Origin of the sequence: Sphingomonas sp., assembly GCF_017304635.1 — a bacterium.
Lineage (GTDB): Bacteria > Pseudomonadota > Alphaproteobacteria > Sphingomonadales > Sphingomonadaceae > Sphingomonas.
Map to the genome: position 1 here is coordinate 235,176 of NZ_JAFKMA010000003.1, position 24,558 is coordinate 259,733.

At 69.6% G+C, this 24,558-nt stretch carries 22 protein-coding genes and 1 riboswitch; of the genes, 4 read left to right on the forward strand and 18 right to left on the reverse strand.

The annotated features are described in order from the left end of the window. Positions 1-111: 111 nt before the first annotated feature. The 15 genes from J0I47_RS10765 to J0I47_RS10835 form a co-directional block, all read right to left on the reverse strand. Positions 112-588: a GreA/GreB family elongation factor gene (locus J0I47_RS10765; RefSeq protein ID WP_294047001.1), complete on the reverse strand. Its 477-nt coding sequence runs from the start codon at positions 586-588 to the stop codon at positions 112-114. Then, positions 585-1,469 carry a 3-hydroxyisobutyrate dehydrogenase gene (gene mmsB, locus J0I47_RS10770; protein WP_294047002.1) on the reverse strand — a complete coding sequence of 295 codons (885 nt, stop codon included), beginning with the start codon at positions 1,467-1,469 and terminating at the stop codon, positions 585-587. Before mmsB ends, J0I47_RS10765 begins: the two co-directional genes overlap by 4 nt. Positions 1,470-1,592: 123 nt before the next feature. Beyond that, positions 1,593-2,369: an enoyl-CoA hydratase gene (locus J0I47_RS10775; RefSeq protein ID WP_294047003.1), complete on the reverse strand. Its 777-nt coding sequence runs from the start codon at positions 2,367-2,369 to the stop codon at positions 1,593-1,595. Positions 2,370-2,373: 4 nt separating this feature from the next. After that, positions 2,374-3,432, reverse strand: coding sequence for an enoyl-CoA hydratase/isomerase family protein (locus J0I47_RS10780; protein WP_294047186.1), 1,059 nt, complete (start codon positions 3,430-3,432; stop codon positions 2,374-2,376). A 19-nt stretch (positions 3,433-3,451) separates the two neighbouring features. Beyond that, positions 3,452-5,197: an alpha/beta fold hydrolase gene (locus J0I47_RS10785; RefSeq protein WP_294047004.1), complete on the reverse strand. Its 1,746-nt coding sequence runs from the start codon at positions 5,195-5,197 to the stop codon at positions 3,452-3,454. Next, positions 5,194-6,339, reverse strand: a complete 1,146-nt coding sequence (locus J0I47_RS10790; RefSeq protein ID WP_294047005.1) for an acyl-CoA dehydrogenase family protein — start codon at positions 6,337-6,339, stop codon at positions 5,194-5,196. Before J0I47_RS10790 ends, J0I47_RS10785 begins: the two co-directional genes overlap by 4 nt. Further along, positions 6,336-6,584 carry a hypothetical protein gene (locus J0I47_RS10795; protein ID WP_294047006.1) on the reverse strand — a complete coding sequence of 83 codons (249 nt, stop codon included), beginning with the start codon at positions 6,582-6,584 and terminating at the stop codon, positions 6,336-6,338. The genes J0I47_RS10790 and J0I47_RS10795 overlap by 4 nt, the downstream gene beginning before the upstream one ends. Before the next feature lie 121 nt (positions 6,585-6,705). Beyond that, the gene (locus tag J0I47_RS10800; RefSeq protein WP_294047007.1) at positions 6,706-7,131 is read right to left on the reverse strand and encodes a hypothetical protein; all 426 of its coding nucleotides are present in this window, start codon (positions 7,129-7,131) and stop codon (positions 6,706-6,708) included. 27 nt (positions 7,132-7,158) lie between these two features. Then, positions 7,159-8,658 (reverse strand): CoA-acylating methylmalonate-semialdehyde dehydrogenase, encoded by a 1,500-nt coding sequence (locus J0I47_RS10805; RefSeq protein WP_294047008.1) that lies wholly within the window; start codon positions 8,656-8,658, stop codon positions 7,159-7,161. A gap of 76 nt (positions 8,659-8,734) precedes the next feature. Beyond that, positions 8,735-9,487, reverse strand: a complete 753-nt coding sequence (locus J0I47_RS10810) for an ABC transporter ATP-binding protein (RefSeq protein ID WP_294047009.1) — start codon at positions 9,485-9,487, stop codon at positions 8,735-8,737. Next, positions 9,478-10,461 (reverse strand): iron ABC transporter permease, encoded by a 984-nt coding sequence (locus J0I47_RS10815; RefSeq protein WP_294047010.1) that lies wholly within the window; start codon positions 10,459-10,461, stop codon positions 9,478-9,480. Before J0I47_RS10815 ends, J0I47_RS10810 begins: the two co-directional genes overlap by 10 nt. Further along, positions 10,458-11,369: an ABC transporter substrate-binding protein gene (locus J0I47_RS10820; protein WP_294047187.1), complete on the reverse strand. Its 912-nt coding sequence runs from the start codon at positions 11,367-11,369 to the stop codon at positions 10,458-10,460. The genes J0I47_RS10815 and J0I47_RS10820 overlap by 4 nt, the downstream gene beginning before the upstream one ends. Before the next feature lie 5 nt (positions 11,370-11,374). Then, positions 11,375-13,285 (reverse strand): TonB-dependent receptor, encoded by a 1,911-nt coding sequence (locus J0I47_RS10825; RefSeq protein ID WP_294047011.1) that lies wholly within the window; start codon positions 13,283-13,285, stop codon positions 11,375-11,377. A 132-nt stretch (positions 13,286-13,417) separates the two neighbouring features. Beyond that, a riboswitch (cobalamin riboswitch) is annotated at positions 13,418-13,607 on the reverse strand. 88 nt (positions 13,608-13,695) lie between these two features. Next, positions 13,696-14,247: a methylated-DNA--[protein]-cysteine S-methyltransferase gene (locus J0I47_RS10830; protein WP_294047012.1), complete on the reverse strand. Its 552-nt coding sequence runs from the start codon at positions 14,245-14,247 to the stop codon at positions 13,696-13,698. A 93-nt stretch (positions 14,248-14,340) separates the two neighbouring features. Beyond that, positions 14,341-14,994, reverse strand: coding sequence for a hypothetical protein (locus J0I47_RS10835; RefSeq protein WP_294047188.1), 654 nt, complete (start codon positions 14,992-14,994; stop codon positions 14,341-14,343). Positions 14,995-15,117: 123 nt separating this feature from the next. Between J0I47_RS10835 and J0I47_RS10840 the strand changes: the two genes are divergently transcribed. Continuing rightward, positions 15,118-15,780: a response regulator transcription factor gene (locus J0I47_RS10840; protein ID WP_294047013.1), complete on the forward strand. Its 663-nt coding sequence runs from the start codon at positions 15,118-15,120 to the stop codon at positions 15,778-15,780. 5 nt (positions 15,781-15,785) lie between these two features. Continuing rightward, positions 15,786-17,153: a HAMP domain-containing sensor histidine kinase gene (locus J0I47_RS10845; RefSeq protein WP_294047014.1), complete on the forward strand. Its 1,368-nt coding sequence runs from the start codon at positions 15,786-15,788 to the stop codon at positions 17,151-17,153. 3 nt (positions 17,154-17,156) lie between these two features. On the opposite strand, the gene J0I47_RS10850 is transcribed toward J0I47_RS10845, so the two are convergent. Both J0I47_RS10850 and J0I47_RS10855 read right to left on the reverse strand, forming a co-directional pair. Then, the gene (locus tag J0I47_RS10850; protein ID WP_294047015.1) at positions 17,157-20,360 is read right to left on the reverse strand and encodes an efflux RND transporter permease subunit; all 3,204 of its coding nucleotides are present in this window, start codon (positions 20,358-20,360) and stop codon (positions 17,157-17,159) included. Continuing rightward, on the reverse strand, positions 20,357-21,574 hold the full coding sequence (locus J0I47_RS10855) for an efflux RND transporter periplasmic adaptor subunit (protein ID WP_294047016.1): 1,218 nt from the start codon (positions 21,572-21,574) through the stop codon (positions 20,357-20,359). Before J0I47_RS10855 ends, J0I47_RS10850 begins: the two co-directional genes overlap by 4 nt. A 188-nt stretch (positions 21,575-21,762) precedes the next feature. Here J0I47_RS10855 and J0I47_RS10860 point away from each other — a divergent pair, with 188 nt between their 5' ends. Then, positions 21,763-23,040, forward strand: coding sequence for an Hsp70 family protein (locus J0I47_RS10860; protein ID WP_294047189.1), 1,278 nt, complete (start codon positions 21,763-21,765; stop codon positions 23,038-23,040). Here J0I47_RS10860 and J0I47_RS10865 read toward each other — a convergent pair. After that, positions 23,037-23,417, reverse strand: coding sequence for a response regulator transcription factor (locus J0I47_RS10865; protein ID WP_294047017.1), 381 nt, complete (start codon positions 23,415-23,417; stop codon positions 23,037-23,039). The genes J0I47_RS10860 and J0I47_RS10865 overlap by 4 nt on opposite strands. 425 nt (positions 23,418-23,842) lie before the next feature. Here J0I47_RS10865 and J0I47_RS10870 point away from each other — a divergent pair, with 425 nt between their 5' ends. Then, on the forward strand, positions 23,843-24,406 hold the full coding sequence (locus J0I47_RS10870) for a TetR/AcrR family transcriptional regulator (protein ID WP_294047018.1): 564 nt from the start codon (positions 23,843-23,845) through the stop codon (positions 24,404-24,406). Positions 24,407-24,558 lie beyond the last annotated feature (152 nt).

A 24,558-nucleotide genomic window follows, 5' to 3' on the forward strand; every position in this document is an offset into this window, starting at 1 on the left:
ATGCCGATGCTGAGAAAGAGCGCGGCCCGGCTATATGCGCAATCGCGGCTGTAGGAAAACGCGCGGAAGCACGTCAGCGAGGGTCGAGCGGCAGGCCGATGCCGGAAAGCGTCAGGCGTGGGGCGGCAGGCCGGTGGGCGACAGTTCCACCACCTCGACCACGTCGCCCCTGCCCGGCAGCGTCGCGTCCTCGCCCTCCCCCAGCCCGATCAGCGCGCGGGCGAGCGGGGCGGAGAAGGCGATCAGGCCGGCGGCGGGGTCGGCCTCGTCGTCGCCGACGATGCGGATGTCGCGCGCCGCCCCGTCGATCCGGATTCGCACGCGGCTGCCGAAGGCGACCTCGTCGGCCGGTGGCGGCGGCGCGACGATCGCGGTGACGCGACGGGTGTTCCAGTAGCGCAAGTCGCGCGCGATCTCCCCGCGCCGCGCCTCGTCGGCATCCGTCGCTTCCGCCTCCAGCGCGGCGATCCGCGCGTCGATCAGCGCCGGGCCACCTTCGGTCACCAGGTTCGGCCCCGGCGGAATCGGCAGTTCGAAGCGCGGCTCCTTATGCTCCTCGTCGGACTCGCGGCGGAACGCGACGCTCATGACTGGTGGCCGAGCATCCGGATGATCGCCGAGAAATCGAGCCCGCCATTCCCCGCCTCGTCGAACTTGGCGTACAGCTCGGCCGCGCGCGCGCCCATCGGCGTGTCGGCATCGACCGAGGCAGCCGCCTCCATCGCCAGCCGCAGATCCTTCAGCATCAGCGCGGTCGCGAAGCCGCCCTGATAGTCGCGGTCGGCGGGCGTTTCCGGCCCGACCCCGGGCCATGGCGCGTAGCTGGTCAACGACCACGACTGCCCCGACGACACGCTGGCGATGTCGAAGAACTTCTGCGGATCCAGCCCGAGCTTGTCGGCGAGCAGGAACGCCTCGCACGTCGCGATCATCTCCGCGCCCAGCACCATGTTGTTGCAGATCTTGGCGGCCTGGCCCGCGCCGCTCGCGCCAGCATGGATCACCGCCTTGCCCATGTCCGCCAGGAACGGCTCGGCCCGCTCGAACCCTTCGGCCGCGCCGCCGACCATGAAGGTCAGCGTGCCGGCAGTGGCGGCGGCGATCCCGCCGGAGACGGGCGCGTCGACCATCGTCAGCCCCTTGGCGAGCGCGGCGGCGCCGACTCGCTTGGCGGTGGCGACGTCGATCGTCGAACAGTCGATCAGGATGGCGGAGGCGGGGGCGGCGCCGAACACGCTGTCGCTGTAGACGCCTTCGACGTGCTTGCCGGCGGGCAGCATCGTCACCACCGCCTCCGCCCCGTCGCACGCCTCTACCGCGCTCGCGACGGGCAAACACCCGGCCGCCTTCGCCTTGTCGAGCGCGTCGGCCGACAGGTCGAACGCGCGGACGTCATGCCCCTTCTTCGCCAGATTCGCGGCCATCCCGCCGCCCATGTTGCCGAGACCGATGAATGCGACGCGTGCCATTCTATACTCCCCTCCCGCTTGCGGGAGGGGCTGGGGGTGGGCCCCCGGCCAGCCACAAGCGGGATTGTTGATTGGTGAGCGCCTGCCCACCCCTAGCCCCTCCCGCAAGCGGGAGGGGAAAACCTACTTCCCTACCCAGCTCCCCGGCCGTTTCTCGACGAAGGCGGTCATGCCTTCCTTCTGGTCCTGCGACCCGAACAGGCCGTGGAACAGGCGGCGTTCGAACTGGACGCCCTGGCCCAGCATCGTCTCGAACGCGGCGTCGACCATTTCCTTGTTGGCCAGCACCGCGAGCGGCGCCATGCCGGCGATCTGCGCGGCGACCTTCACCGCCTCGTCGATCAGCTCGGCGGCGGGGACGATCCGCGACACCAGCCCGGCGCGCTCCGCTTCTGCCGCATCCATGAAGCGGCCGGTCAGGCACATCTCCATCGCCTTCGCCTTGCCGACCGCGCGGGTCAGCCGCTGCGACCCGCCCATGCCGGGCGCGACGCCGAGCTTGATCTCCGGCTGGCCGAACTTCGCGGTATCAGCGGCGAGGATGAAGTCGCACATCATCGCCAGTTCGCACCCACCGCCCAGCGCGAAGCCGGCGACCGCGGCGATCACGGGTTTTCGCGTGCGGGTGAACATCTCCCACCCGGCGAAGTAGTTGCCGCCGTACATCTCGCCGAACGATTGCGGCTGCATCTCCTTGATGTCCGCGCCCGCGGCGAACGCCTTCTCGCTGCCGGTCAGCACGGCACAGCCCTGCGACGGGTCGGCGTCGAACGCCTGCGCCGCGGCGACCAGTTCGCCCAGCACCTGATTGTTGAGCGCGTTCAGCGCCTGCGGCCGGTTGAGCGTGATGAGCGTGACGCCGCCGTCGCGCTGCTCGACCAGGATCGTTTCGTAGCTCATCGTCTCACTCCTTCGCCGGCAACGGGGTCCAAGCCCGGTCGGCCGGCAGCGGCTGGAAATAGGCGTCGACCATCGCGTCGGTAACTTGCGACGGGGTCGGCGGGGTCCAGCGCGGATCGCCGGTCTTGTCGATCAGCAGCGCGCGCACGCCCTCGGCAAAGTCGGGCGCCTGGTACATCCGCACCATGATCGCGAACTCCATCCGCATCTCGTCGACGAAGTGGAGGTGGCGCGGGCTTTCGACCAGCATCTTGAGCGAGACCTTGCACGACGTCGGCGAGCGCTGCGCCAGCGTCGCCAGTTGCGCGGTCGCCCACTCGCCGCCATCGGCTTCGAGGTCGCGCAGGATGGTCTCGTAATCGTCCGACGCGAACAGGCGGTCGATGTCGGGGAGCTGGCCGACGATCTTCGCTGGCGGCGGCGGGATCGCGGCGCCAGCCAAGATCGATTCGGTCTTTTCCGGGGTCGCGCAGATCTGCGCCTTCACGTCGTCCAGCGCGTCGGACGGCACATAGAAATTGGCCAGCCCCATCGCTACGCAATCCGCCCCGTCGAGCCGCGCGCCGGTCAACGCGAGATACTGCGCGCTCCGCCCCCGTAGCCGCGACAGGTACCGCCCGCCGCCGACATCGGGGAACAGGCCGATCGTCGTCTCGGGCATCGCGAACAAAGTCCGCTCGGTCGCGACGCGATAGCGGCACGGGCACGCGATCCCCACGCCGCCGCCCATCGTCACCCCGTCCATGAACGCGACCCCCGGCTTCGGGTACGTGTACATCAGATGGTTGAGGCGATATTCGTGGAAGAAGAATTCGTGCCCCGCCGTCGCGCCCTGCGGTACGTCCTTCGCGATCGTCACGACGTCGCCGCCGGCGCAGAAGCCCCTGCCCTCGGCATGATCGATCAGCACGATCCGCACGTCGGGATCGTGCCGCCAGTCGAGCAGCGCCCGCATCATCGCCCGCACCATCGCCAGGTTGAGCGAATGCAGCGCCTTCGGCCGGTCGAGTCGCAAGCGACCGGCGCATTTGTCCACGTACGTACGCACGTCGTCGGTGGTCATCAAATTCACGCAAATCCCCTCAGTGCGTGATGGAAACATAGCTGCCCGGGGCGGGCTCGATCGCGTCGGCGGGCGTGCGCGCGTGGACGCGTTTCGCGGTGCCGTGCTCGCTCAGCCAGGCATCCCAGGCAGGCCACCACGAGCCGTCGTGCTTCTCCGCACCCGCCAGCCATTCCCGCGCCGCGTCGGGCCGGACGTCGCTGGTCCAGTAACCGTGCTTGTTGGCGGCGGGCGGATTGATGACGCCGGCATTGTGCCCCGATCCGCCGAGCACGAACGTCACCGGCCCGCCGAACAGCCGGCCGCCGTCATAGACCGCCTCCCACGCCGAGACATGGTCGTCCTTCAGCGCGACGAGAAAGATCGGCGTCGCGATCGCGGCCAGGTCGATCTCGACCCCGCCGACGCTGAACCCGGTCTTCTCCTTCAGCGCGTTCGACGCCAGCAGCCCGCGATTGTAGCTCTTCAGGAACGCCTGCGGGATGCGCGCGCCATCCTCGAACCAGTAGAGCAGGTCGCTGGGCGGCGCGGCCTTGTCGAGCAGGTAATGGTTGACCACCGACGACCAGATCAGGTCGTTCGACCGCACCGTCGCGAAGAGTTGCTGCAACTCGGTCGAATCGATGAAGCCCTGTCGCTCCAGATGCCCTTCGAGCGCGTCGAGATGCGCTTCGTGGACGAACGCCGACCAGTCGCGCATGTCGGCGAAGTCGACCATGCTGCCGATCAGCGTCGCGGTGTTGACCTCGCTCTGCCGCCCCTGCGCCGCCAGCCAGGCCAGCGCGACCGCGACCAGCGTCCCGCCCAGGCAGAAGCTGAACAGGTCGACCGCGTCCGCCCCGCTCCGCTTGCGCGCCTCGCCGATCGCCGTGACGATGCCGTCGAGCACATATTGCTCGACCCCCATGTCGCGATGGCGCTCGTCGGGGTTGATCCACGAGATGACGAACACCGTCCGCCCCTGATCGACCAGCCATTTGACCAGGCTCGACCTGGGCTGGAGGTCGATCATGTAGAATTTGTTCACCAGCGGCGGCACGTAGAGCAGCGGCTCGGCCGCGACGTCCGGGGTCGCGGGATCGTACTGGATCAGCTGGAACAGGTCGTTCTGGAACACCACGCTGCCCGGGGTCGCGGCGATCGTCCTGCCCTTGACGAACGCGTCCGGGTCGGTCCGCCGGCGGACGATCCCCTTCCCCGCCGCCACGTCCTCGATCAGGTGCGCAAAGCCCTGCGCCAGGTTGGCGCCGCCGGTCGCGACCGTGCGCCTGACCACCTCGGGGTTGGTCATCGCGAAATTGGTCGGGGCGATCGCGTTCAGATACTGGTCGACCAGGAAATCGATCATCGCGGCATTGGGCGTGTCGCGCCGGTCCGCCACCGCCGCCACCGCGCGGATCTGTTTCGAGGCGAGCAGATAGGCGTCGCGCAAGGACCGGAAATACGGATTCTCGTCCCAGGCGGGCGAGGCGAAGCGGCGGTCGCGCACCTTCTCGCCCGGTGCCTGCGGCAGGAACGCGCGCGACCAGAAGTCGCCCCATTCGCGCGCCGCCTGCAATTGCACCTCGAGCAACTGCTGCGGATGCTGGCCCAGCCCGATCGCGAAATCGGACACGGTGCGCATCAGCGCCAGCGGATCGAACGGCCGCGTCGCCGCCGCCGGGATCGGCGCGCGCGCGGCCTCGGTCATCGCCCGGCCGATATTGGCGATCGCATCCTGCCACAACGCGGCGGCGCCCGGCACGGTCTCGGCGGTGTCGCTCACTGCCGCGTCAAGTCCCGGCCGACGATCATCCGCATCACCTGGTTGGTCCCTTCCAGGATCGAATGGACGCGCAGGTCCCGCCAGAACCGCTCGATCGGATAGTCCATCAGATAGCCGTAGCCGCCATGCAGTTGCAGCGCGCGATCGACGATCGACGAGCCGTTGTCGGTCGCCAGCCGCTTCGCCATCGCCGAGAAGCGCGACTTGTCGGGGGCGTTCGCCGTCACCTTGGCGGCGGCGAGATAGAGCAGCGCCCGCGCCGCCTCCAGGTCGGTCGCCATGTCGGCGAGCATGAACTGCGTGTTCTGGAAATCGGCGACGGGCTGGCCGAATTGCTGGCGTTCCTTGGTATATTTGACCGATTCGTCGAGGCAGCGCTGCGCCCCGCCGAGCGAGCACGCGCCGATGTTGAGCCGTCCGCCGTCGAGCCCCGCCATCGCGAAGCGGAATCCGTCGCCCTCCGCGCCGACGCGATTCTCGACCGGCACGCGGCAATCCTCGAAGATCACCTGCGCGGTCGGGCTGGCGTTCCAGCCGAGCTTCTTTTCCGGCGCGCCGAACGACAGGCCGGGCGTGCCCTTCTCGATCACCAGGCAGGAAATGCCCTTCGACTTCTCCTCGCTGGTGCGGACCATGCAGACATAGACGTCGTTATAGCCGGCGCCCGAGATGAATTGCTTGGTGCCGTTCAGCACGTAATGGTCGCCGTCCAGCCGCGCGGTCGTCTTCAGCGCGGCGGCGTCGGAACCGGAGCCGGGCTCGGTCAGGCAGTAGCTCGCGATCTTGTCCATGCCGACCAGGCTGGGGAGGAAGCGGTCCTTGATCTCCTGCCCGCCGAAGCGGTCGATCATCCACGTCGCCATGTTATGGATCGAGATATAGGCGCTGGTCGCGGGGCAGCCATAGGCCATCGCCTCCATGATGAGCGCCGCCTCAAGCCGGCCGAGCCCGATCCCGCCCGATTCCTCGGCGACGTAAATCGCGCCGAAGCCGAGCTCGCCCGCCGCCTTCCACACGTCGACGGGATAATTGTGTTCCTCGTCCCACTTGGCCGCGAACGGCGTGATGCGATCGGCGGTGAACTTGCGCGCGAGGTCCTGGATCTCGCGCTGGTCGGGGGTCAGGTCGAACTGGTCGATCATTTGGTTTCCGTCTTGGCGGTGGTCGTGGTCTTGACCGTTTTGCTCGAACGATGTGCCGGCGCGGCATTCTCGTCGGTTGGGGCGTCGCCGTCATCGGCCGGCACGTCGGTGACGTTGGCGTCCTCCGGCATGGCGTTGGCGTCCACCGTCGAGACGTTGGGCACCGCCTCGTTGATCGTCGGCGACTCCGCCTTGTGGCAGCCGGCGATCGCCAGCGCGGCGGCGGCGAGGATGAGAAGGCGCATCATCTATCTCCCGATGAAGGCGTCCGGTCATAAGCGACGCGGACGATCGATACCATAACGCAGCGAAGGCGCGCCGGAGCCACCTGCCGGCGAGGCAGTCGTCCGATCGGTCGAGCACGCCTCATCGCGCGCCATACTCTCGAACACTCTCTAGCCCCAGCCGGGCTGGCCGGATCGCCGCGACCAACGCCGTCAGCGCCCCGAGGCCCATCGTCGCGACCCACAGGTAATAGCCGACATAATGATGCTCGATCGGATAGGAATTTCCCGACTCGTCGACCATCACGGTTCGCCGCAGCGCCGACAGCACCGTCACGAACGCCAGCAGGCCGGCCATCCCGCCAAAACCGTTCGGCATCGCTCGGCGTTGCAGCAACATCGCGATCAGCATGAGAATGAGCGGATTGCCGAGCCAATCGACCTGCCCGAGCATCGCGCCGAGCCAGCCGACGATCAGCATCGACCAGCCGAAATCCCGATAGCCTTTCACCGCGATCGTCGGCAGAGCCAGGGAGGCCGACCACAAGGCGGCGATGGCAAACGCCATGACATGTCGTGGCCGAACCCGCACGCCTCACCCCATCGTCGGAATGACGAACGCCGAATCCCCGCTCGCGCCGCCATCCGGCCAGCGTTGCGTCACGGTCTTGACCTTGGTCCAGAACTTGACGCCTTCCATGCCGTGCTGGTTGGTGTCGCCGAACGCCGAGCGCTTCCAGCCGCCGAACGTGTGATAGGCGACGGGCACCGGGATCGGCACGTTGATCCCGACCATGCCGACGTTCACGCGTGCGGCGAACTCGCGCGCGGCGTGGCCGTTGCGGGTGAAGATCGCAACGCCGTTGCCGTATTGGTGATCGCTCGGCAGGCGGAGCGCATCCTCGAAATCCTTTGCGCGGACCATCTGGAGGACGGGGCCGAAGATTTCCTCCTTGTACGACTGCATGTCGGTCGTGACATGGTCGAACAGCGACGGGCCGATGAAGAAGCCCTCCTCATGCCCCTGCAGCGTGAAGCCGCGGCCGTCGACGACCAGTTCGGCGCCGTCCTCGACGCCGGTCTGGATCCAGCTCTCGACACGGCTCTTGTGCGCGGCGTTGACCACCGGGCCGTAATGCGCCTCCGCATCGGTCGAGACACCGACGCGCAAGGCATGGATCGCGGGGATCAGCTTCTCGCGCAGCGCGTCCGCGGTTTTGTCGCCGACCGGCACCACCACGGGCAGCGCCATGCAGCGCTCGCCGGCCGAACCGAACGCCGCGCCCGACAGGTCCGCGACAACCTGGTCGAGGTCGGCGTCGGGCATGACGATGCCGTGGTTCTTCGCCCCGCCCATCGCCTGGACGCGCTTGCCCGCCGCGACGCCGCGATTGTAGACATAGTGCGCGATGTCGCTCGACCCGACGAAGCTGACCGCCGCGATCGCCGGATGGTCGAGGATCGCGTCGACCATTTCCTTGTCGCCGTGCACGACCTGGAAGATACCCTCCGGCATCCCCGCCTCGCGCATCAGTTCGGCGAGGCGCACCGGGACCGAGGGGTCGCGCTCGCTGGGCTTGAGGATGAAGGCGTTGCCGCACGCGGTCGCGACCGCGCCCATCCACAGCGGGATCATTGCCGGGAAGTTGAACGGCGTGATGCCCGCGCCGATGCCGAGCGGCTGGCGCATCGAATAGACGTCGATGCCGGGGCCCGCGCCCTGCGTATATTCGCCCTTGAGCACGTGCGGGATGCCGCACGCGAACTCGACCACTTCGAGGCCGCGCTGGATGTCGCCCCTGGCGTCGGCGATCACCTTGCCGTGTTCGGACGACAGCAGGTGCGCGAGTTCGTCCATATGCGCCTCGACCAGCGCCTTGAACGCGAACATCACGCGGGCGCGGCGCTGCGGGTTGGTCGCGGCCCAGGCCGGTTGCGCGGCCTGCGCCGCCGTGACCGCGCGGTCGAGATCGGCTTGCGTGCCCAGCGTGACCGACGCCTGCACCTTGCCGGTGTTGGGGTCGAACACCTCGCTCGTGCGACCGCCGCCGGCGCCGCCCGCCTGACCCGCAATGTGATGATCGATGATGCGCATGCGACTCTCCTGTGAGGACGTGCCCTTGGAAGCCGCTGTGTAATTAAATTGCGCCGGGCGCAAGCGGCCGCGGCGGCTAGCGGCGCTCGATCGGTATGCCGATCGGATGATCCGGGAGCATCGCGAGCCGCACCCCGAACAGCTCGCCGAGCGCGTCGGGGGTCAGCACGTCGCGCGCCGCCCCGCTCGCGACGATGCGACCATCCGCCATCAGCACGGCGTCGTCGGCGACCCGGGCCGCCTGTGCGAGATCGTGGAGCACGACGATCACCCCCTTCCCCGCCGCCGCCTGCCCGCGCAGGCGGTCGAGCAGGTCGAGCTGATGCGCGGGGTCGAGGCTGGCGAGCGGCTCGTCGGCGAGCAGCCAGTCGGGATCGCCGGCCAGGACGCGCGCCAGCAGCACACGCGCGCGCTCACCACCCGACAGCTCGCCGACAGGGCGCGCGGCGAAGCCGGCGGTGTCGGTCGCGGCGAGTGCGCTGTCGATCGCGGCGGCGTCGGCGAGCGGGCCGCTCGCGTGCGGCAGGCGGCCGAGCGCGACGACATCGCGCGCCGACATGTTCCAGGCGACCGCGCCCTGTTGCGGCAAGTAGCCGATCGCGCGGGCGCGGTGGCGGCGATCCATGCCGGCGAGCGACGTGCCGTCGATCGCCGCCGCGCCGGCGTCGGCGGTCAGCAAGCCGGCCGCAACGCGGAGCAGGCTGGTCTTGCCGGCGCCGTTGGGGCCGAGGATCACGGTCACGCGACCGCGTGCGAACGCGACGCTGACGTCATTGAGCACGCGACGCTTGCTCATGTGGAGCGTGATCCGGTCGAGCGTCAGCGCCACGACCGCGTCCCCTCGCGCAGCAGCAGGACGAGGAAGAACGGCGCGCCGATCATCGCCATCACCACGCCCAGCCGCACCTCGCCGGCCCCGGGCGCCAGCCGGCACAGGCTGTCCGCCACCAGCACCAGCGCCGCCCCGCCGATCGCGCTCGGCACCAGCAGCGCCGACGGCCGCGCGCCGAACAGCGGGCGCAGCAGATGCGGCACGACCAGCCCGACGAACCCGACCACCCCGGTCACCGCGACCCCCGCCCCGACCGCGAGCCCGGTCCCGATCACCACCGTCCAGCGCAACCGCGCGAGATCGATCCCCAACGACCGCGCCGCATCCTCGCCCAGCGCCAGCGCGTCGAGCGCGCGACCGGTCGTCAGCAGCACCGCCGCGCCGACGACGATGAACGGTGCCGCCAGCAGCACGTCGCCGGTCCCGCGATCGGTCAGCGCCCCCATCAGCCAGTCGATCGCCTCCGCCACCGCATAGGGATTGGGCGCGATCGAGATCAGGAAAGCGGTCAGCGCCGCCGCCAGGCTGGCGAGCACCGTCCCCGCCAGCACGAACACGACGGTCGCGTCGCCGCGCGCGGTGAGCGCGCTGAGCAACGCCATCGCACCGATCGCGCCCGCCATCGCCCAGCCGAACTGGCCCAGCCCGACCCAGGCGCCGGCGCCGCCCAGCCCCAGCACGATCGACGCCACCGCCCCCATCGCCGCGCACGACGACACGCCGATCACGGTCGGATCGGCCAGCGGGTTGCGCAGATACCCCTGCAACACCGCCCCCGACAGCCCGAGCGCCGCGCCGAGCAGCGCGCCGAGCATTGCGCGCGGCAGGCGCAGTTCGGTGACGATCGCCCAGCGCGGATCGTGCCCGGTCCAGGCGTCCCATGGCAGCCACTGCTTGCCCGCCACCAGCGACAGCGCGAACGCCGCCGCCGCGACGGCGAACAGGACGGTGAGGCGCGCCGGCCTGTTCACTGTGCCGTGCTCCTGCGAAAGCAGGAGCCTAGGGTAACAGGCGATGCCGTCCGTGGCCCTGGATTCCTGCTTTCGCAGGAGCACTGCCTTGGTTTTGGCATCAGGTTCCATCGCACCACCGCCTGCCGGATCGCCGCCAGCCGCGCCAGCGCCGGGACGATCGTCGGCCCGCCGCAATTGACCAGCGCGCGGGGGAAGCGCGCCTCGGCGACGCGATACCCCGCCTTCGCCAGCACCTGCCGCCGCAGCACCGCGACCCGCGCGGACGGATCGGGTTCGAGCAGCACCGCCGGGGGCCGCAGGACGATCCGCTCGATCGGCACCGCCGCCGTCATCGTCAGCCCCTGCGCCGCCGCGCCGTCACCCAGCCCGGCACGCGCCATCATCTCGCTCAGCAAGGTCGGACCGCCATTGGCGAGGGTGCCGGCGATGAACAGCAACGCAGTCGGGCGGGCCGCATCCTGCGGCGCGGCCGCCGCCACCGCCGCGTCGATCCGCGCGATCAGCGCGTCGCCGGCCGCCGGCCGCCGGAGGGCCGCCGCCACCTGCCGCACCTGGTCGCGACTCGCCGCGATCGTCGTCGGCGAATCGAGCGTCAGCACCCTGAGCCCGACGCGCCGATACGCCGCCAGCGTCGCCGCCGGCTCGAAGCTCGACGCCAGCACCAGGTCGGGCTTGAGCGCGATCACTTCTTCCGCCGTCCCCGCCGTCCCGCGATAGCGCCGCGCGACCGCGAGCGGGACCGAGCCCTCGCCGGCCTCCAGCGAATAATGGCTGATCGCCGCGACGCGATCGGGCGCCAATGCCAGCAGCAGCTGGTCGGCGCACGGATTGGTCGAAACCACGCCCCCCGTCCGCGCTGGCGGCGTCGTGCAGCCCGCCAGCGCAAGCGCGATCGCGGCGATCATCCGGCTCAATCGAACCGCACCCGCACGCCGCCATAGGCCGCGCGGCCCGGCGTGCCGTAGCCGCGCACGACCTGGTACCTGGCGTCGAACAGGTTATCGACGCGGCCGTAGAGCGCCAGCCGCTCGCCGATCGGCAGTTCGGCGCGCACGCCCGCCACGACATAGCCGTCGAGCCGGCTGGCATTGCCGGCATCGTCGAAACTGTCGCCGACCGCCAGCACCGTCGCGCCGAGCGAGAGCCCCAGCGGGGTGCGCCAGTCGATCGACGTGCTGACCGATTGCCGCGGCCGTCGTGCCAGCTGCTTGCCGAAATTGGCGCCCGGCGCGCGGTTGATCGCATCGATGAAGCTGTAGCTGGCGTTGAGCGTCAGCCGGTCGCTCGGCCGCAAGTCGAGCCCAAACTCCAGCCCCTGCGTCCGCGTCCGCGCGATGTTGGCATAGGTGAAGGTCGCGAGGTCGAAGTCGATCTGGTTGGTGGTATCGCGATGGAACCACGTCGCGCTCGCAGTCACCGCGCGCCCGAGCAGGTGCTGCTCGATCCCCGCATCCCAGCTCCGCGCGGTTTCGGGGCGCAAATTGGGGTTGCCGTAGAATGCCGCGCCGAGCTGGTAGAGCGTCGGCGCCTTGAACCCCTCGGCATAGCTGCCACGCAGCGTCGTCCGCGTCGGCAGCGTGTAGGCGGCATTGGCGCCGAACGTGGTGTGGCCGCCATAGGCCGAATCCTGGTCGTGGCGCACCCCGCCGCTCAGCGTCAGGTCGGCGACCGGGGTCACGATCGCCTCGCCATAGAAGCTGGTGACGCCGCGCGACGTGCGCAGCGTGCCGTCGAAATAGTGCGTGTCCTCATGCTCGGCGCCGGCGACCAGCCGCACCGCGTCGACCACGCGGACATCGCCCTGATAGGTGTAGCGCTCGCTCCGCCCACGGCCGAAGAAGCTGGGCGCGGCGGCGGCCGGCGAGGCGAAATTGTCGCGGTGGATGTCGGCGACGGTGACCGCGACACGGTTGTGGAACCGCCCGTCGGCGAAGGTCGCGTTCAGCCCGGCATAGCCGTACAGCTCGCGCGTCTTCGCATAATCGGACGTGTCGGCGAGCGCGTAGCTGGGCGGCGGGAAGCCGTCGAGGTCGACGCGGCTGTCGGCATAATAACCGCGCAGGTCGAGGCTGACATTGTCGGCCAGCGCGACGCCGATCCGCCCGGTCGCGCCGTACTGGCGATAGCCGTCGGGCTCAGTCCCGCTCGCCGCCGCCGAAATGCCGTCGGTCTTCAGGTAGCCGGCGTTGAGCGCGCCCGACACGATGCCGCTGGTGCCGGACACGCCGGCATTGGCGAACGCGCTGTTGAAGCTACCATATTCGACGTTGCCGCGCGCGCTGAGGCGATCCGTCGGCTGGGCGGTCACGACGTTGACGACGCCGCCGATCGCCTGGCTGCCCCACGGCACCGAATTGGGGCCGCGCAGCACCTCGACCCGATCGATCGACCCGGCGAGCAGGTTGGCGAAGTCGAACCCGCCGCCCGGCGACGACGGATCGTTGACCCGCACGCCGTCGATCAGCGTCAGCGTCTGCTCGCCCTCGGCGCCGCGGATGCGCACCGCGGTGAACGCGCCGAGTCCGCCGTTGCGCGTCACGGTGACGCCGGGCGTGGTCGCGAGCAGGTCGCTGAGCGCGACCGTCTGGCGCCGTTCGATGGTGGCGCGGTCGATCACCGTCACCGCCTGGCCGACCGTTTCCGGCGCCTGTTCCACGCCCGAGGCGACGACGACGATGTCGCCGACACGCGGGTCGTCGATGATGATCGGCAGCGTGGGCTGCGTGTCGCGGTCGTCGGACGCCGGCGCGGTCTGGGCCGACGCGGTGGCCGAGATCAGCGCAGCGAACGCCGACGCAGTCAGGAGAGTAAGCTTCAACATTGGACATGCCCCTTTCGGGGCCGCGGACCGATGCCAACACGACACCGGCCGATGCGGCCCGGTTCATGTCGTTCGCGCGAGGATCACGCGACCGTCGCGCGTCCTCGTCCGCCCGGCACACCCCGTCCGCGCGAAGGATCGACCGTGTCGGGCAGGTCTCCTGGCTCCCGGGTCGCGGCGATCGCCTCACCTTCCCGGCCGCGGCCAGTGGCATATCGAGGCGACCGCTATCCGGTCACAGTTGCGGGGGCAGCGCCGGTCTCGTCACCGGACTTCCCTTTTGCTTCGCCGTCACCGGCGAACCCGTCACACCGGCGCGTGTAGGCGGTTCGGCGCTGCGCTGCAACATTGCTTGGTTAGCGACGCCGGCCCGCACCCAAACTCGCTCTTCCGCGAGTTTCCGAAAAACCTCAAAAGCCGAAGCTGGCCTGCGCGGCCACCGGTGGCTCGGTGACGATCCCCTCCAGCGCCAGCATGCGCGCCTTCGCGACCGAACCGCCGGGGGCAGAGAAGCCGCCGACCTTGCCGCCGGCCGCCAGCACGCGGTGGCACGGCACGATCAGCGGGACGGGATTGGCGGCCATCGCCTGGCCGACGTCGCGGGCGAATTCGGGGCCGGCGCCGAGTTCTTTCGCGACCGCGCCATAGGTGGTGCGCTCGCCCCAGGGCAGCGCGCGAACGACGGCATAGACTTGCGCGAAGAAGGGAGACTGCGCGCCGAGGTCGATCGCCACGGCGGCGAAGTCGACGCGCTCACCGGCGAAATAGCGGCGGACCATCGCGATCGCTTCCCCGACCGGGGCGGGCGGATCGCCGGGCTCGGCACCGGGCAGGCGGCGGAGCAACGCCCGTTCTGGCGCCGCCGCGCTGTCGTCGGGCAGGCGGAACGCCGTCACCGCGCCGCCGCGCCAGCCGATCGCGGCGACGCCATGCGCGGTATCGAACACATGGTAGCGGTGCATGACCGCCATGTCGGTCCGCGCGCGCCGCGATGCAAGCGGCGCGCGGGACCGACCGGGGGTGGGAGGCGAGCCGGAACTCGCCTCCCCTTCCTTTCAGCGACGCGGGGCGACCGGCGTCGGGCTCGCCTGGACGACGGGCGGCGGCGGCACCGTGCCGGCCGCGGCGGCCGGGGGCGCGACCGGCGCCGCACCGGGCGCGACGGCACCGGGGGGCGGCGGCGGGGGCGCGTCGGTACCGACCCCGGCACCCGGAGGCGGCGGCGGCGGAGCGCCCGCACCCGGCGGGGGTGGCGGCGGTGCTCCGGCGCCCGGGGGCGGCGGCGGACCGTCGGGACCAGGGTGCGGACCACGGCCGTGCGGGGGCGGCGGACCGACCTCCTCGACATTGCCCGACCCGTCGACCAGGAAGCGCGCCTTCAGCTGGCCGTTGTCGTAGCGGCCCTGCACCATCACCGAACTGCCCGCGGTCATCGCTGCGCTGTCGCCGCGCCCGGCATCGACCAGCACGCGGCCGGTCTGGTCCTGCACGATGAAGCGGTCGCCATAGACTTCGGCGACGCGCCCGCGCACCGTCACGATGCCCGATGCGGCGGGCAGCTTGGCGACGGCGGTGGTCACGGTCGGCGCCATTTCGATGGCGGGCCGCGTCAGCGACATCGCCCCGGCCCCGCCGGCGACCCCGATCGCGAGCAACGCCGCGCCGCCCAGGCCCAACCGTTGCTTCGCCGACAGATGCGGCACTCGCATGTTCGTCACGATCGAATCTCCTTTCGTGGTTGATCGATGAGGCCGAAATAGGCGAGTCGCCCTCCACCCGCGCTGAACCGCGCGGTTCAGTTTGAGTTTAAGCGCACACCATAGGAGCCGGGCATGCGCATCTTGCTGGTCGAGGACGACAGGGATCTGGGGCCGAGCGTCGCGCGGGCGTTGCGCGACGAGAAGTTCGCGGTCGACCTGGTCGCCGACGGGATCGACGCCGCGCATCTGGGCGATACCGAACTCTATGACGCGGCGGTGCTCGACCTCGGTCTGCCGGGCCAGGACGGCGTGTCGGTGCTGAACGCATGGCGCGAGGCGGGCAAGACGCTGCCCGTGCTGGTGCTGACCGCGCGCGACGGCTGGTCGGACAAGGTGGCGGGGTTCAAGGCCGGCGCCGACGATTATCTGGTCAAGCCGTTCCGCGTCGAGGAACTGGTCATGCGGCTGCGCGCGCTGGTCCGGCGCGCGGCGGGGCATGCGCAGTCCCGGATCACGTGCGGCCCGCTGTCGTTCGACAGCCAGACCGGGCAGTTCGAGCTCGACGGCCTGCCGCTCAAGCTGACCGCGTTCGAATGGCGCGTGCTGTCGCAACTGATGCTGCGCCGCGGCGCGGTGGTCGAGCGGCTCGAACTGCTCGAGCGTGTGTACGAGGGCGATGCCGACACCGATTCGAACAGCCTGGAAGTGATCGTCGGCCGGCTGCGCAAGAAGATCGGCGCCGACCGGATCGAGACGGTACGCGGGCGGGGTTACAGCCTCGCCTGCCCAGGCTGACGCGGATGCGGCTGGCGCCGCGTTCGTTGCAGGGGCGGATGCTGCTGCTGTCGGCGGTCGCGACCCTGGTCGCGCTGGCGCTGGCCGGCTGGGCGATCGCGAGCGTGCTCGAACGCTTCGTGGTCGAGGGGCTCGACCGCCGGCTCGATGCCGAACTGTCGCTGCTCGCCAGCACCGTGGGACCGGACGGCAGCGTCGATCGCGACCGGCTGCGCCAGCGTGTCGGCGCGTTCGAACAGGGGCGCGGCTGGCAATGGCGGATCGCCGGGCCGGCGGGGACGCTCGGTTCGGCCGATTTCCCCGCGCTTGATGCCGGACCACCGGGGCCGCCGCATCCCGATCACGGCCCCGACGCGCGCGCGCCCGACCCACGGTTGCCCGATCCGGCGAGCGACCGCATCCGCGCGCTCGACGGCGAGGAGGCGGACGGGTTGCGAGTCCATGCGCGGCGGCTGACGCTGCACACCGCGCGCGGCGACGTGACGCTGATCGCCGCCGCGCCGCGCGACGTGGTCAGCCGCCCGATTCGCGCTGCGCTGGCGCCGTTGCTCGCGGCGCTGGCGGCGCTGGCGGCCGTGCTCGCGGTGGCGACGGTGGTGCAGTTGCGGCTCGGCCTGCGCCCGGTGCGGCGGATGCGCGACCAGGTCGCGGCGCTACGCACCGGCCAGCAAAGCGCGATCGACGAGGATCAGCCGTCCGAACTGCGCCCGCTCGCCGTTGAACTGAATGCGCTGGCCCATGACAATGCCGCCGCGCTGGAGGGGGCGCGGCAATCCGCCGCCAACCTGGCGCACGCGCTGAAGACGCCGGTCGCGACGCTGGCGCTCGACCTGCGCGACCAGCCCGAACGCGCGGCGCAGGTCGCGCGGATCGACGCGACGATCCGCCACCATCTCGGTCGCGCCCGCGCGGCGGCGGCCAACCGGCGCGCGACCACCCCGGTCGCGCCGGCGGTCGAGGGCGTGGTGACCGCGGTTCGCCGGCTCCATGCCGAGCGCGCGATCGGTGTCCACGCCGAGGTGGCGCCCGATCTCGCGGTCGCGGTCGATGCACACGACTTGGACGAGATGATCGGTAACCTGGTCGACAATGCCGCGCGCTACGCGACGTCGGCGGTGCGGATCGCCGCCGCCGCCGATCCGGGCGATCGTCGAACGGTCGCGATCACGGTGACCGACGACGGCCCCGGCATCCCGGCCGAATTGCAGAGCCGCGCGCTCGACGCCGGGGTGCGGCTCGACGAGCAAGGCGACGGACATGGTTTCGGGCTGGCGATCGTCGCCGAACTGGCGAGCCTCTACGGCGGCGCGCTGACGCTCGACCGCGCAGCGACCGGCGGCCTGGCGGCGACGATCGTGCTGCCCGCTGCCTGAAGCTCAGGCCGGGCTCGCCGCCGCTTCCCCGTCGCCTTTGCCGGTCCTCTCCGCCCGCCGCGCCTGGCGCCGTTCCATCCACTTGGCGAGCGCGATGTGGAACGCCGGCGTCAGGTACAAGGTCAGCGCCTGCGAGAACAGCAGCCCGCCGACGACGGCGATCCCGAGCGGCCGCCGCGCCTCCGCGCCAGCGCCGAACCCCAAGGCGATCGGCAGCGAGCCGAGCAACGCCGCCAGCGTCGTCATCATGATCGGGCGGAACCGCACGGTCGCCGCCTCGATCATCGCGGCGCGCGGATCCTTCCACTTCTCCTCGCCCGAGCGTTCGAGTTCGAGCGCATAGTCGATCATCATGATCCCGTTCTTCTTCACGAGCCCGACCAGCAGGATCAGCCCGACGAAGCTGAACAAGTTCAATTCCTGCCCGAAGATCACCAGCATCAGGATCGCGCCGAACCCGGCAAGCGGCAGCGAGGTCAGGATGGTCAGCGGGTGCAGCGCATTCTCGTACAGGATCGCCAGCACGCCGTAGATCAACAGCACGGTGATGAGCATCAGCACCGGCAGCGTCTTCATCGAATTCTCGAACGCCTGGGCCGATCCGGCGAAGGTGCCGGTGATCGCGGTGTCGTCGCCCTTGCCGAGGATGGTCGTCATCAGATTGCCGACCTTCGTCGTCGCGTCGCCGATCGACACGCCGGGGGCGAGGTTCATCGACAGCGTCACGGCGGGCAGGCTGCCGTAATGGTTGATCGCGACCGGGCCGACATCGGTATGGACGTCGGCGACCGCGCGCAGCGGCACCATCGGCCCGCCCGCCTGCGTCAGCACCGAGGCCGTCCCCGAGCTGCTGTTCGAGGTCTGCGTGCCGACCGCGGTGATGCCCGGCGTCTGGCTGCCGTTGAACGACAGCGCGTCGAGCCCGTTCAGGTCGCTCTGCGCGAACGGTTCGACCTGGAGCAGCACTTCGTACTGGTCGGTATCGCCGTAGATCGTGCTGACCTTGCGCCCGCCATAGGCGCTTTGCAGCGTGTCCTGCAGCCCCGCCGCGGTCACGCCGAGCGAAGCGGCCTGTTCGCGGTGGAAGTCAACGCGGATCTCGGGATTCTTCACTTGCAGGTCGCTTTGCGCGTCCTGGATGCCGTCGAGCTTCTTGACCTGTTGCAGGATCGCGTCGGACTGGGCGTACAGCGCCTTCTGGTCGGTCGATTGCAGGACGTATTGCAGCGATCCGCTCGACGCGGTCGGGCCCATGTCGATCGCGGGCGGGTTGGTCATCGTCAGCTTGATGCCCTCGACCTTGTCGGCCTGGGTGCGCACTTCCTGGATGACGTCGTCGGCGCTGCCCTTGCGCTGGCCGAGCGGCTTGAGCCCGATCAGCAGCCGTCCGCTATTGCCCAGCGTCCCGTCCGATCCGATCACCGACAGGACGGAGGCGACATTGGGATCGGCCTGGATGATCTTCACCACCTGGTTCTGCTTGGCGACGAAATCGGCGTAGGCGGTGCCCTCCGGCACGCGCGTGTCGCCGTCGATCTTCCCCGAATCGACGCGCGGGATGAACCCCTTCTCGACGATCGTGTAGACGCCGACCGTGCCGAGCAAGGTCGCCGCGCCGATCAGGATCATCAGCCCGATATGATCGGTGGTCCAGGTCAGCGAGCGGGCATAGCCGCGCTCCGACGCCGCGATAACGCGGTCGAAGCGGTCGAACACCCAGCCCTTGCTCTTCTTCGTCGACAGCCAGCGGCTCGCCAGCATCGGCGTGAGGCTCAGCGAGACGATCCCCGACAGCACCACGGTGATCGCGATCACGATGCCGAATTCGGAGAACAGCCGCCCGACCAGCCCGCCCATGAACACGATCGGCAGGAACACCGCCGCCAGCGAGATCGTCATCGACAGGACGGTGAAGCCGATCTCCTTCGACGCGGCGATCGCGGCGTCCATCCGGCTCGCGCCTTCCTCGGCATGGCGGACGATGTTCTCGATCACGACGATCGCGTCGTCGACCACGAACCCGACCGACAGCGTGAGCGCGAGCAGCGAAATGTTGTCGAGGCTGAAATGCAGCAGGTGCATGATGCCGAACGTGCCGATCAGCGACGTCGGCAGGACGAGCGCCACCACCAGCGTCGCCATCCAGCTCCGCAGGAACAGCAGGATCACGCCGATCACCAGCACGAGCGAGCCGACCAGGGTCCATTCCACGTCCTCGACCGACGAGCCGATATAGTCGCCGCGATCGTACAGCACGTCGAGCTGGGCATCGCCCGGCAGTTGCGCGCGGATCTCCGGCAACGCCTTCTGGATACCCTGCGTCACCGCCAGCGTGTTGGCGCCGGGCTGGCGGTGGATGTTGACCTCGATCGCGCGCTGGCCGTTGACGAAGGCGGAGGTCTGGAGGTTCTCGATACTGTCCTCGGCATGGCCGATGTCGCGGAACCGGACCGGCGCGCCGTCCTTGTAGACCAGCACGAGCTTGTCGAAATCGGCCGCCTTCTTGAACTGGCCGTCGGCCTTCACGGTGTAGGAGCGCGCCTTGCCCATCAGCGTGCCGGCGGGCGCGTTGCTGTTGGCCGCCTGCACCGCCGACACGATCTGGTCGAACCCCAAATGCCGCGCCGCCAGCAGATGCGGGTTCACGAACAGCCGCACCGCATATTTCTGCGACCCGTTGACGTCGATCTGCCCAGCCCCCGGCACCGACGCGAGCCGCAGCGCGACGCGGTCCTTCGCGAACTGGTTGAGGATCGGCAGCGCGATCGTCTTCGACCGCAGCACCAGGTGCATGATCGGTGCGGCGCTCGGATCCTCCTTGTGCACCTCGGCCGGGTCGATCTCGCGCGGGAGCAGCCCGGCGGCCTGCGACACCGCGTTCTGGACGTCCTGCGCGGCGGCATCGACGTTGCGGTCGAGCGAGAATTGCAGGACGATCCGCGTCGATCCGGTGCTGCTGGTCGAGGACATCGTGTCGAGGCCCTGCAACCCGCTGAACTGGCGTTCGAGCGGCGTCGCGACCGCCGCCGCCATCGTTTCCGGATTGGCGCCGGGCAGCGACATGTTGACCGTGATCGTCGGGAAATCGACGCTCGGCAGCTCGCTGACCGGCAACTGGAAGAACGCCATCCCGCCGAACAGGACGAGCGCGATCATCAGCACCGACGTCATCACGACGCGGCGGATGAAGACGGCGGAAAGGTTCACTTGGTGGCGGCCGGGGTGGCGGTCGCCGCCGGATTGAGCTTCGGCTGGTTGCTCGATCGCACCGCGCTGCCGTCGCGCAGTTCGTTGGGCACGGTCAGGATGACGGTGTCGCCCGCCTTCAACCCCTTCGTCACCACCGCCTGGCCGTCGATCATCCGCGCGACCGCCAACTGGCGGAACGCCGCCTTGCCGTTGGCGAAGACGTAGACGTATGGCCCTTCCTGTCCCTGTTGTAGTGCCGATTCGGGCACCGACAGCGCGTTCGGGTCCTGCGACAATATGACGCGGATGGTGACGAACTGGCCCGGCCACAGCCCCTGGCCCGGATTGGTGAAGCGCGCGCGGACAGTCAGCGTGCCGCTGCTGTCGTCGAAGGCGTTGTCGAGGAAATAGAGCTGCCCGCGATCGAGCACGCGGCCGGTGTTGGGATCGAGCGCCAACACCGCCAGCCCGCCGCTCCGCCCGGCATCGGCGCGGCGCACCGCATCGACCTGGACCCGGGGCAGCGCGAACGACGCCTCGATCGGCGAGCCGACGTTGATTGTCACCAGCGCCGTGGTCGAATTGGCGGTGACGACGTTGCCCGGCTTGACCTGGATCGCGCCGGCGCGCCCGCTGATCGGCGCGCGGATCGACGTGTAGGCGAGCGACAGCCGCGCCTGCGCGATCTGCGCGCGGTCCGATGCGACCGTGCCCAGCAGCGACCGCGTGTTGTTCGCTGCCGTCACGTACGATTTCGTGTCCACCGCGCCCGCCGCCGCCAGCGGCTTGTAGCGAGCAGCGGTGTCGGCGGCGTCGCGCGCCAGCGCCTGGTCGCGCGTCAGCGTCGCCGATGCCTGCGCGAGCGCCGCGCGCAACGGGCGCGGGTCGATCGTGAACAGCAACTGGCCCTTGCGCACCTGATCGCCGTCATGGATGCGAACGCTCTGCAACACGCCGTCGGCTTGGGGGCGGACCTCGACCGTCTGCGGCGAGATGATCGTGCCCGACGTCTCGATCACTTCGGGCACCGCGTGCGGGCTGACCGTCATCGTCTGCACGCCGAGCGGGGCGAGCGGCGGGGTCGTCTTTTCGTGATGGAACAGCAACCGCCAGGCGAGGAGCAGCACGATCGCCCCCACCGCGACGATCAACGCCGTGCGGTGCCGCCGGACCCACGAACGCCGGGCCGCACGGTCGCCATCGGAAGCTTCGGTCGGAACGTCGGTATCCATCATCCCCCCGAAGCGGCAACCAGCCACTATTGACGCATGTTAAACCCAAACTGAACGGGTCCGTTCCAGCCCTATTTTTCGGCTGGCCACCTTGCCGCGATCGCTCGTGCGTGCAATAGGCGCCGCCCCCGCGCGACGCGGCCCCATCAACCGACAGGAACCGGCCCGTGGACGGCGACGCACCACCGATGGCGCTCGGCCTCGATTTCGGCACGACTAACACCGTCGTCGCGACCAGCGCCGGCGACGGCTCGCGGCTGGTCCCGTTCGCCGGCGAGGGCGCGACCGGCGAGATTTTCCGCTCCGCCTTGTGCTTCTGGGAAGAAGAGCGCGGCTGGAACGGCATCGCGCACGAGGCGGGGCCGTGGGCGATCGCGGAATATCTGCAATCGCCGCTCGACAGCCGCTTCGTGCAATCGTTCAAGAGCGTCGCCGCCAGCCCGCTGTTCGACCGCGCGCAGATTTTCGGCCGCTCCTTCCGATTCGAGGATTTCGGCCGACTGTTCCTCCAGAAGCTGGTGCGGCACGCCGCCGGCCGGCTCGATACGCTGCCGCCGCAGATCGTCGTCGGGCGACCGGTCGAATATGCCGGCGCGCGCGCCGACGCCGCGCTCGCACGCGAACGCTACGACCGCATGTTCGCCGAATGGGGTCGCGAGATCCATTACGTCTACGAACCGCTCGGCGCGGCTTTCAGCCATGCCGCCCGGCTCGACCGGCCGACGACGTTGCTGGTCGCCGACTTCGGCGGCGGCACCACCGATTTCTCGGTCGTCCATGTCGCCGCCCCCGGCGCGGCGCGGCGGTGCCGGCCGCTGGCGGCGGCGGGCGTCGGCATCGCCGGCGATCGCTTCGACAAGCGCATCGTCGATCACCTGATCCTGCCGCTGCTCGGCAAGGGCGGGATGTACCGCTCGTTCGACAAGTTGCTCGAAATCCCCGGCGGCTATTTCAGCGAGTTCGCCGACTGGTCGCGGCTCGCGCTGATGCGCAACCGCCGCACGCTCGACGAATTGCGCAAGCTCCAGCGCGACGCGATCGACCCCGCGCCGATCGGCCGGATGATCGCGCTGATCGAACACGAACAGGGCTTTCCCCTCTACGAAGCGGTCGGCCGGGTGAAGCGCGCGCTGTCGAGCGCGGCGGAAGCGCGGTTCGTGTTCGCGGGCGATGGCGTTGCGATCGACGTGCCCGTGACCCGGCGCGATTTCGAAGACTGGATCGCCGACGACCTGCGCCGGATCGAGGCGGCGATGGATGCCGCGCTGGCCAAGGCGCAGCTGGCGCCCGACGCGATCGACCGCGTGTTCCTGACCGGCGGCTCGTCGCTGATCCCGGCGATCCGCGCGATCTTCGACCGCCGTTTCGCGCCCGACCGCATCGCGACCGGTGGCGAACTCACCTCGATCGCCCACGGCCTCGCGCTGATCGGCTGCGAGGCGGACCCGGCGGAGTGGAGCGTCTAAGCGGGCGCGCGCCGCCGACGCAGCAGCGCCTCGACGCGCGCGACCAGGTCGTCGGCGCGGCACGGCTTGACCAGATAGTCGCTCGCCCCGTCATGCCCGGCACGCGCCTTCAACAACCGCCCGTCCTCGCGCGTCAGCATCATGATCGGCAATTCGCCCGCCGGCCGCTCGCGCCGCGTCTGGCGCAGCACTTCAAGCCCCGACATGCCGGGCAGATTGTAATCAAGGATCAGGAGGTCGGGCTCCCCCGCCGCGATCGCCCGCATCGCCCCCTCGCCATCGGTGACGGCGCTGACGCTGTGCCCGGCCTCGCTCAGCGCATCGCAGGCGATGTCGCCGAACAGTTCGTCGTCATCGACGATGATGATCCGTGCCACGCGACGTTACCCTCGAAAAACCGTGCTTTCAGGGCATCGTATCCGTCCCACGGTTACCGATTTGAAAACACCGGCCCCGCCGCGCCGTACAATAAAATACCCGCCAAGTCGCTGACCTGGCGGGCAATGGCGGATGATCCGAGAAGGATCCCGCTTCTCAGGCATGCGCACAACGAAAGCGTCACGCAACGCGCGATTAGGGGCCCGCCACCCCCGATCGGGACATTCACATCAAATACGCCCAGATCGGTAACCACCATGGCCGTTCCCATCGAACCCATCATACGATGCGCGCCCTTGCACGTTGACGGCGGACCTCGTAGCCGCCAACGGGACGTGATCGTCGGTCGAGACGGACGCCCTTTTCGACGCCATGATTCTCGGTTCAGGATTGAATGTCGCGTAAACCTCGACAGCCGCGTTCCGTGCCGTTCCTGCGCCAGGAAAAGATCCTCGACGCCGCGGCGACCTTGTTTCGCGAACGGGGATTCGCCGCCATCAGCATCGACGAGATCGGCACGGCGGCCGGTACGACGGGCCCTGGCGTATACAAGTATTTCCCCTCCAAGGGCGCGCTGCTCGCCGAGATCCTCGAGCGCGCCATCTACCGGATGCGAGTCGATTTCGCGCGAGTCCTGCTGGTCGAGGGCACGCCGATCGAGCGCCTCGAACGCATCGTGACCGCTTATGTGGACGTCACCGAGCCCGAGGCACGCGCCGTCGTTCTAGGATCGCGCGACTTCATTCACCTGCCCGAGGAACGCAAGCCGGCGTTGCGCGCGTCCTATCACGGCCTGCGCGAAGCGTTCGTCGATGCGTTGGTCGCGGTGCGTCCGGACATGCCGCGGCAGGACGCCAAGGTCACCGTGATGGCCGTCTTCGGCGGCCTCCTGACATCCGTGGCTTTGCTCAGCAGACCGATAAGCGGCGAGCGGAAGCGCCGCATCTACGTGCCGATGGCGATGGCGGCCTTGATCGGTCTTCCCTGAAGGCAAGCGGCGCTGCTTCGACAATGCCGACAAGCCGATGAGCGGCGATCGGTAAGGTCTGATCCGGATCGATCGCGAGCCTAACTCGCGATTGGCGCGCGCCAATCGATCCGGCGATTAACACGTCGATTCGCCACGGCATGAGAACCACT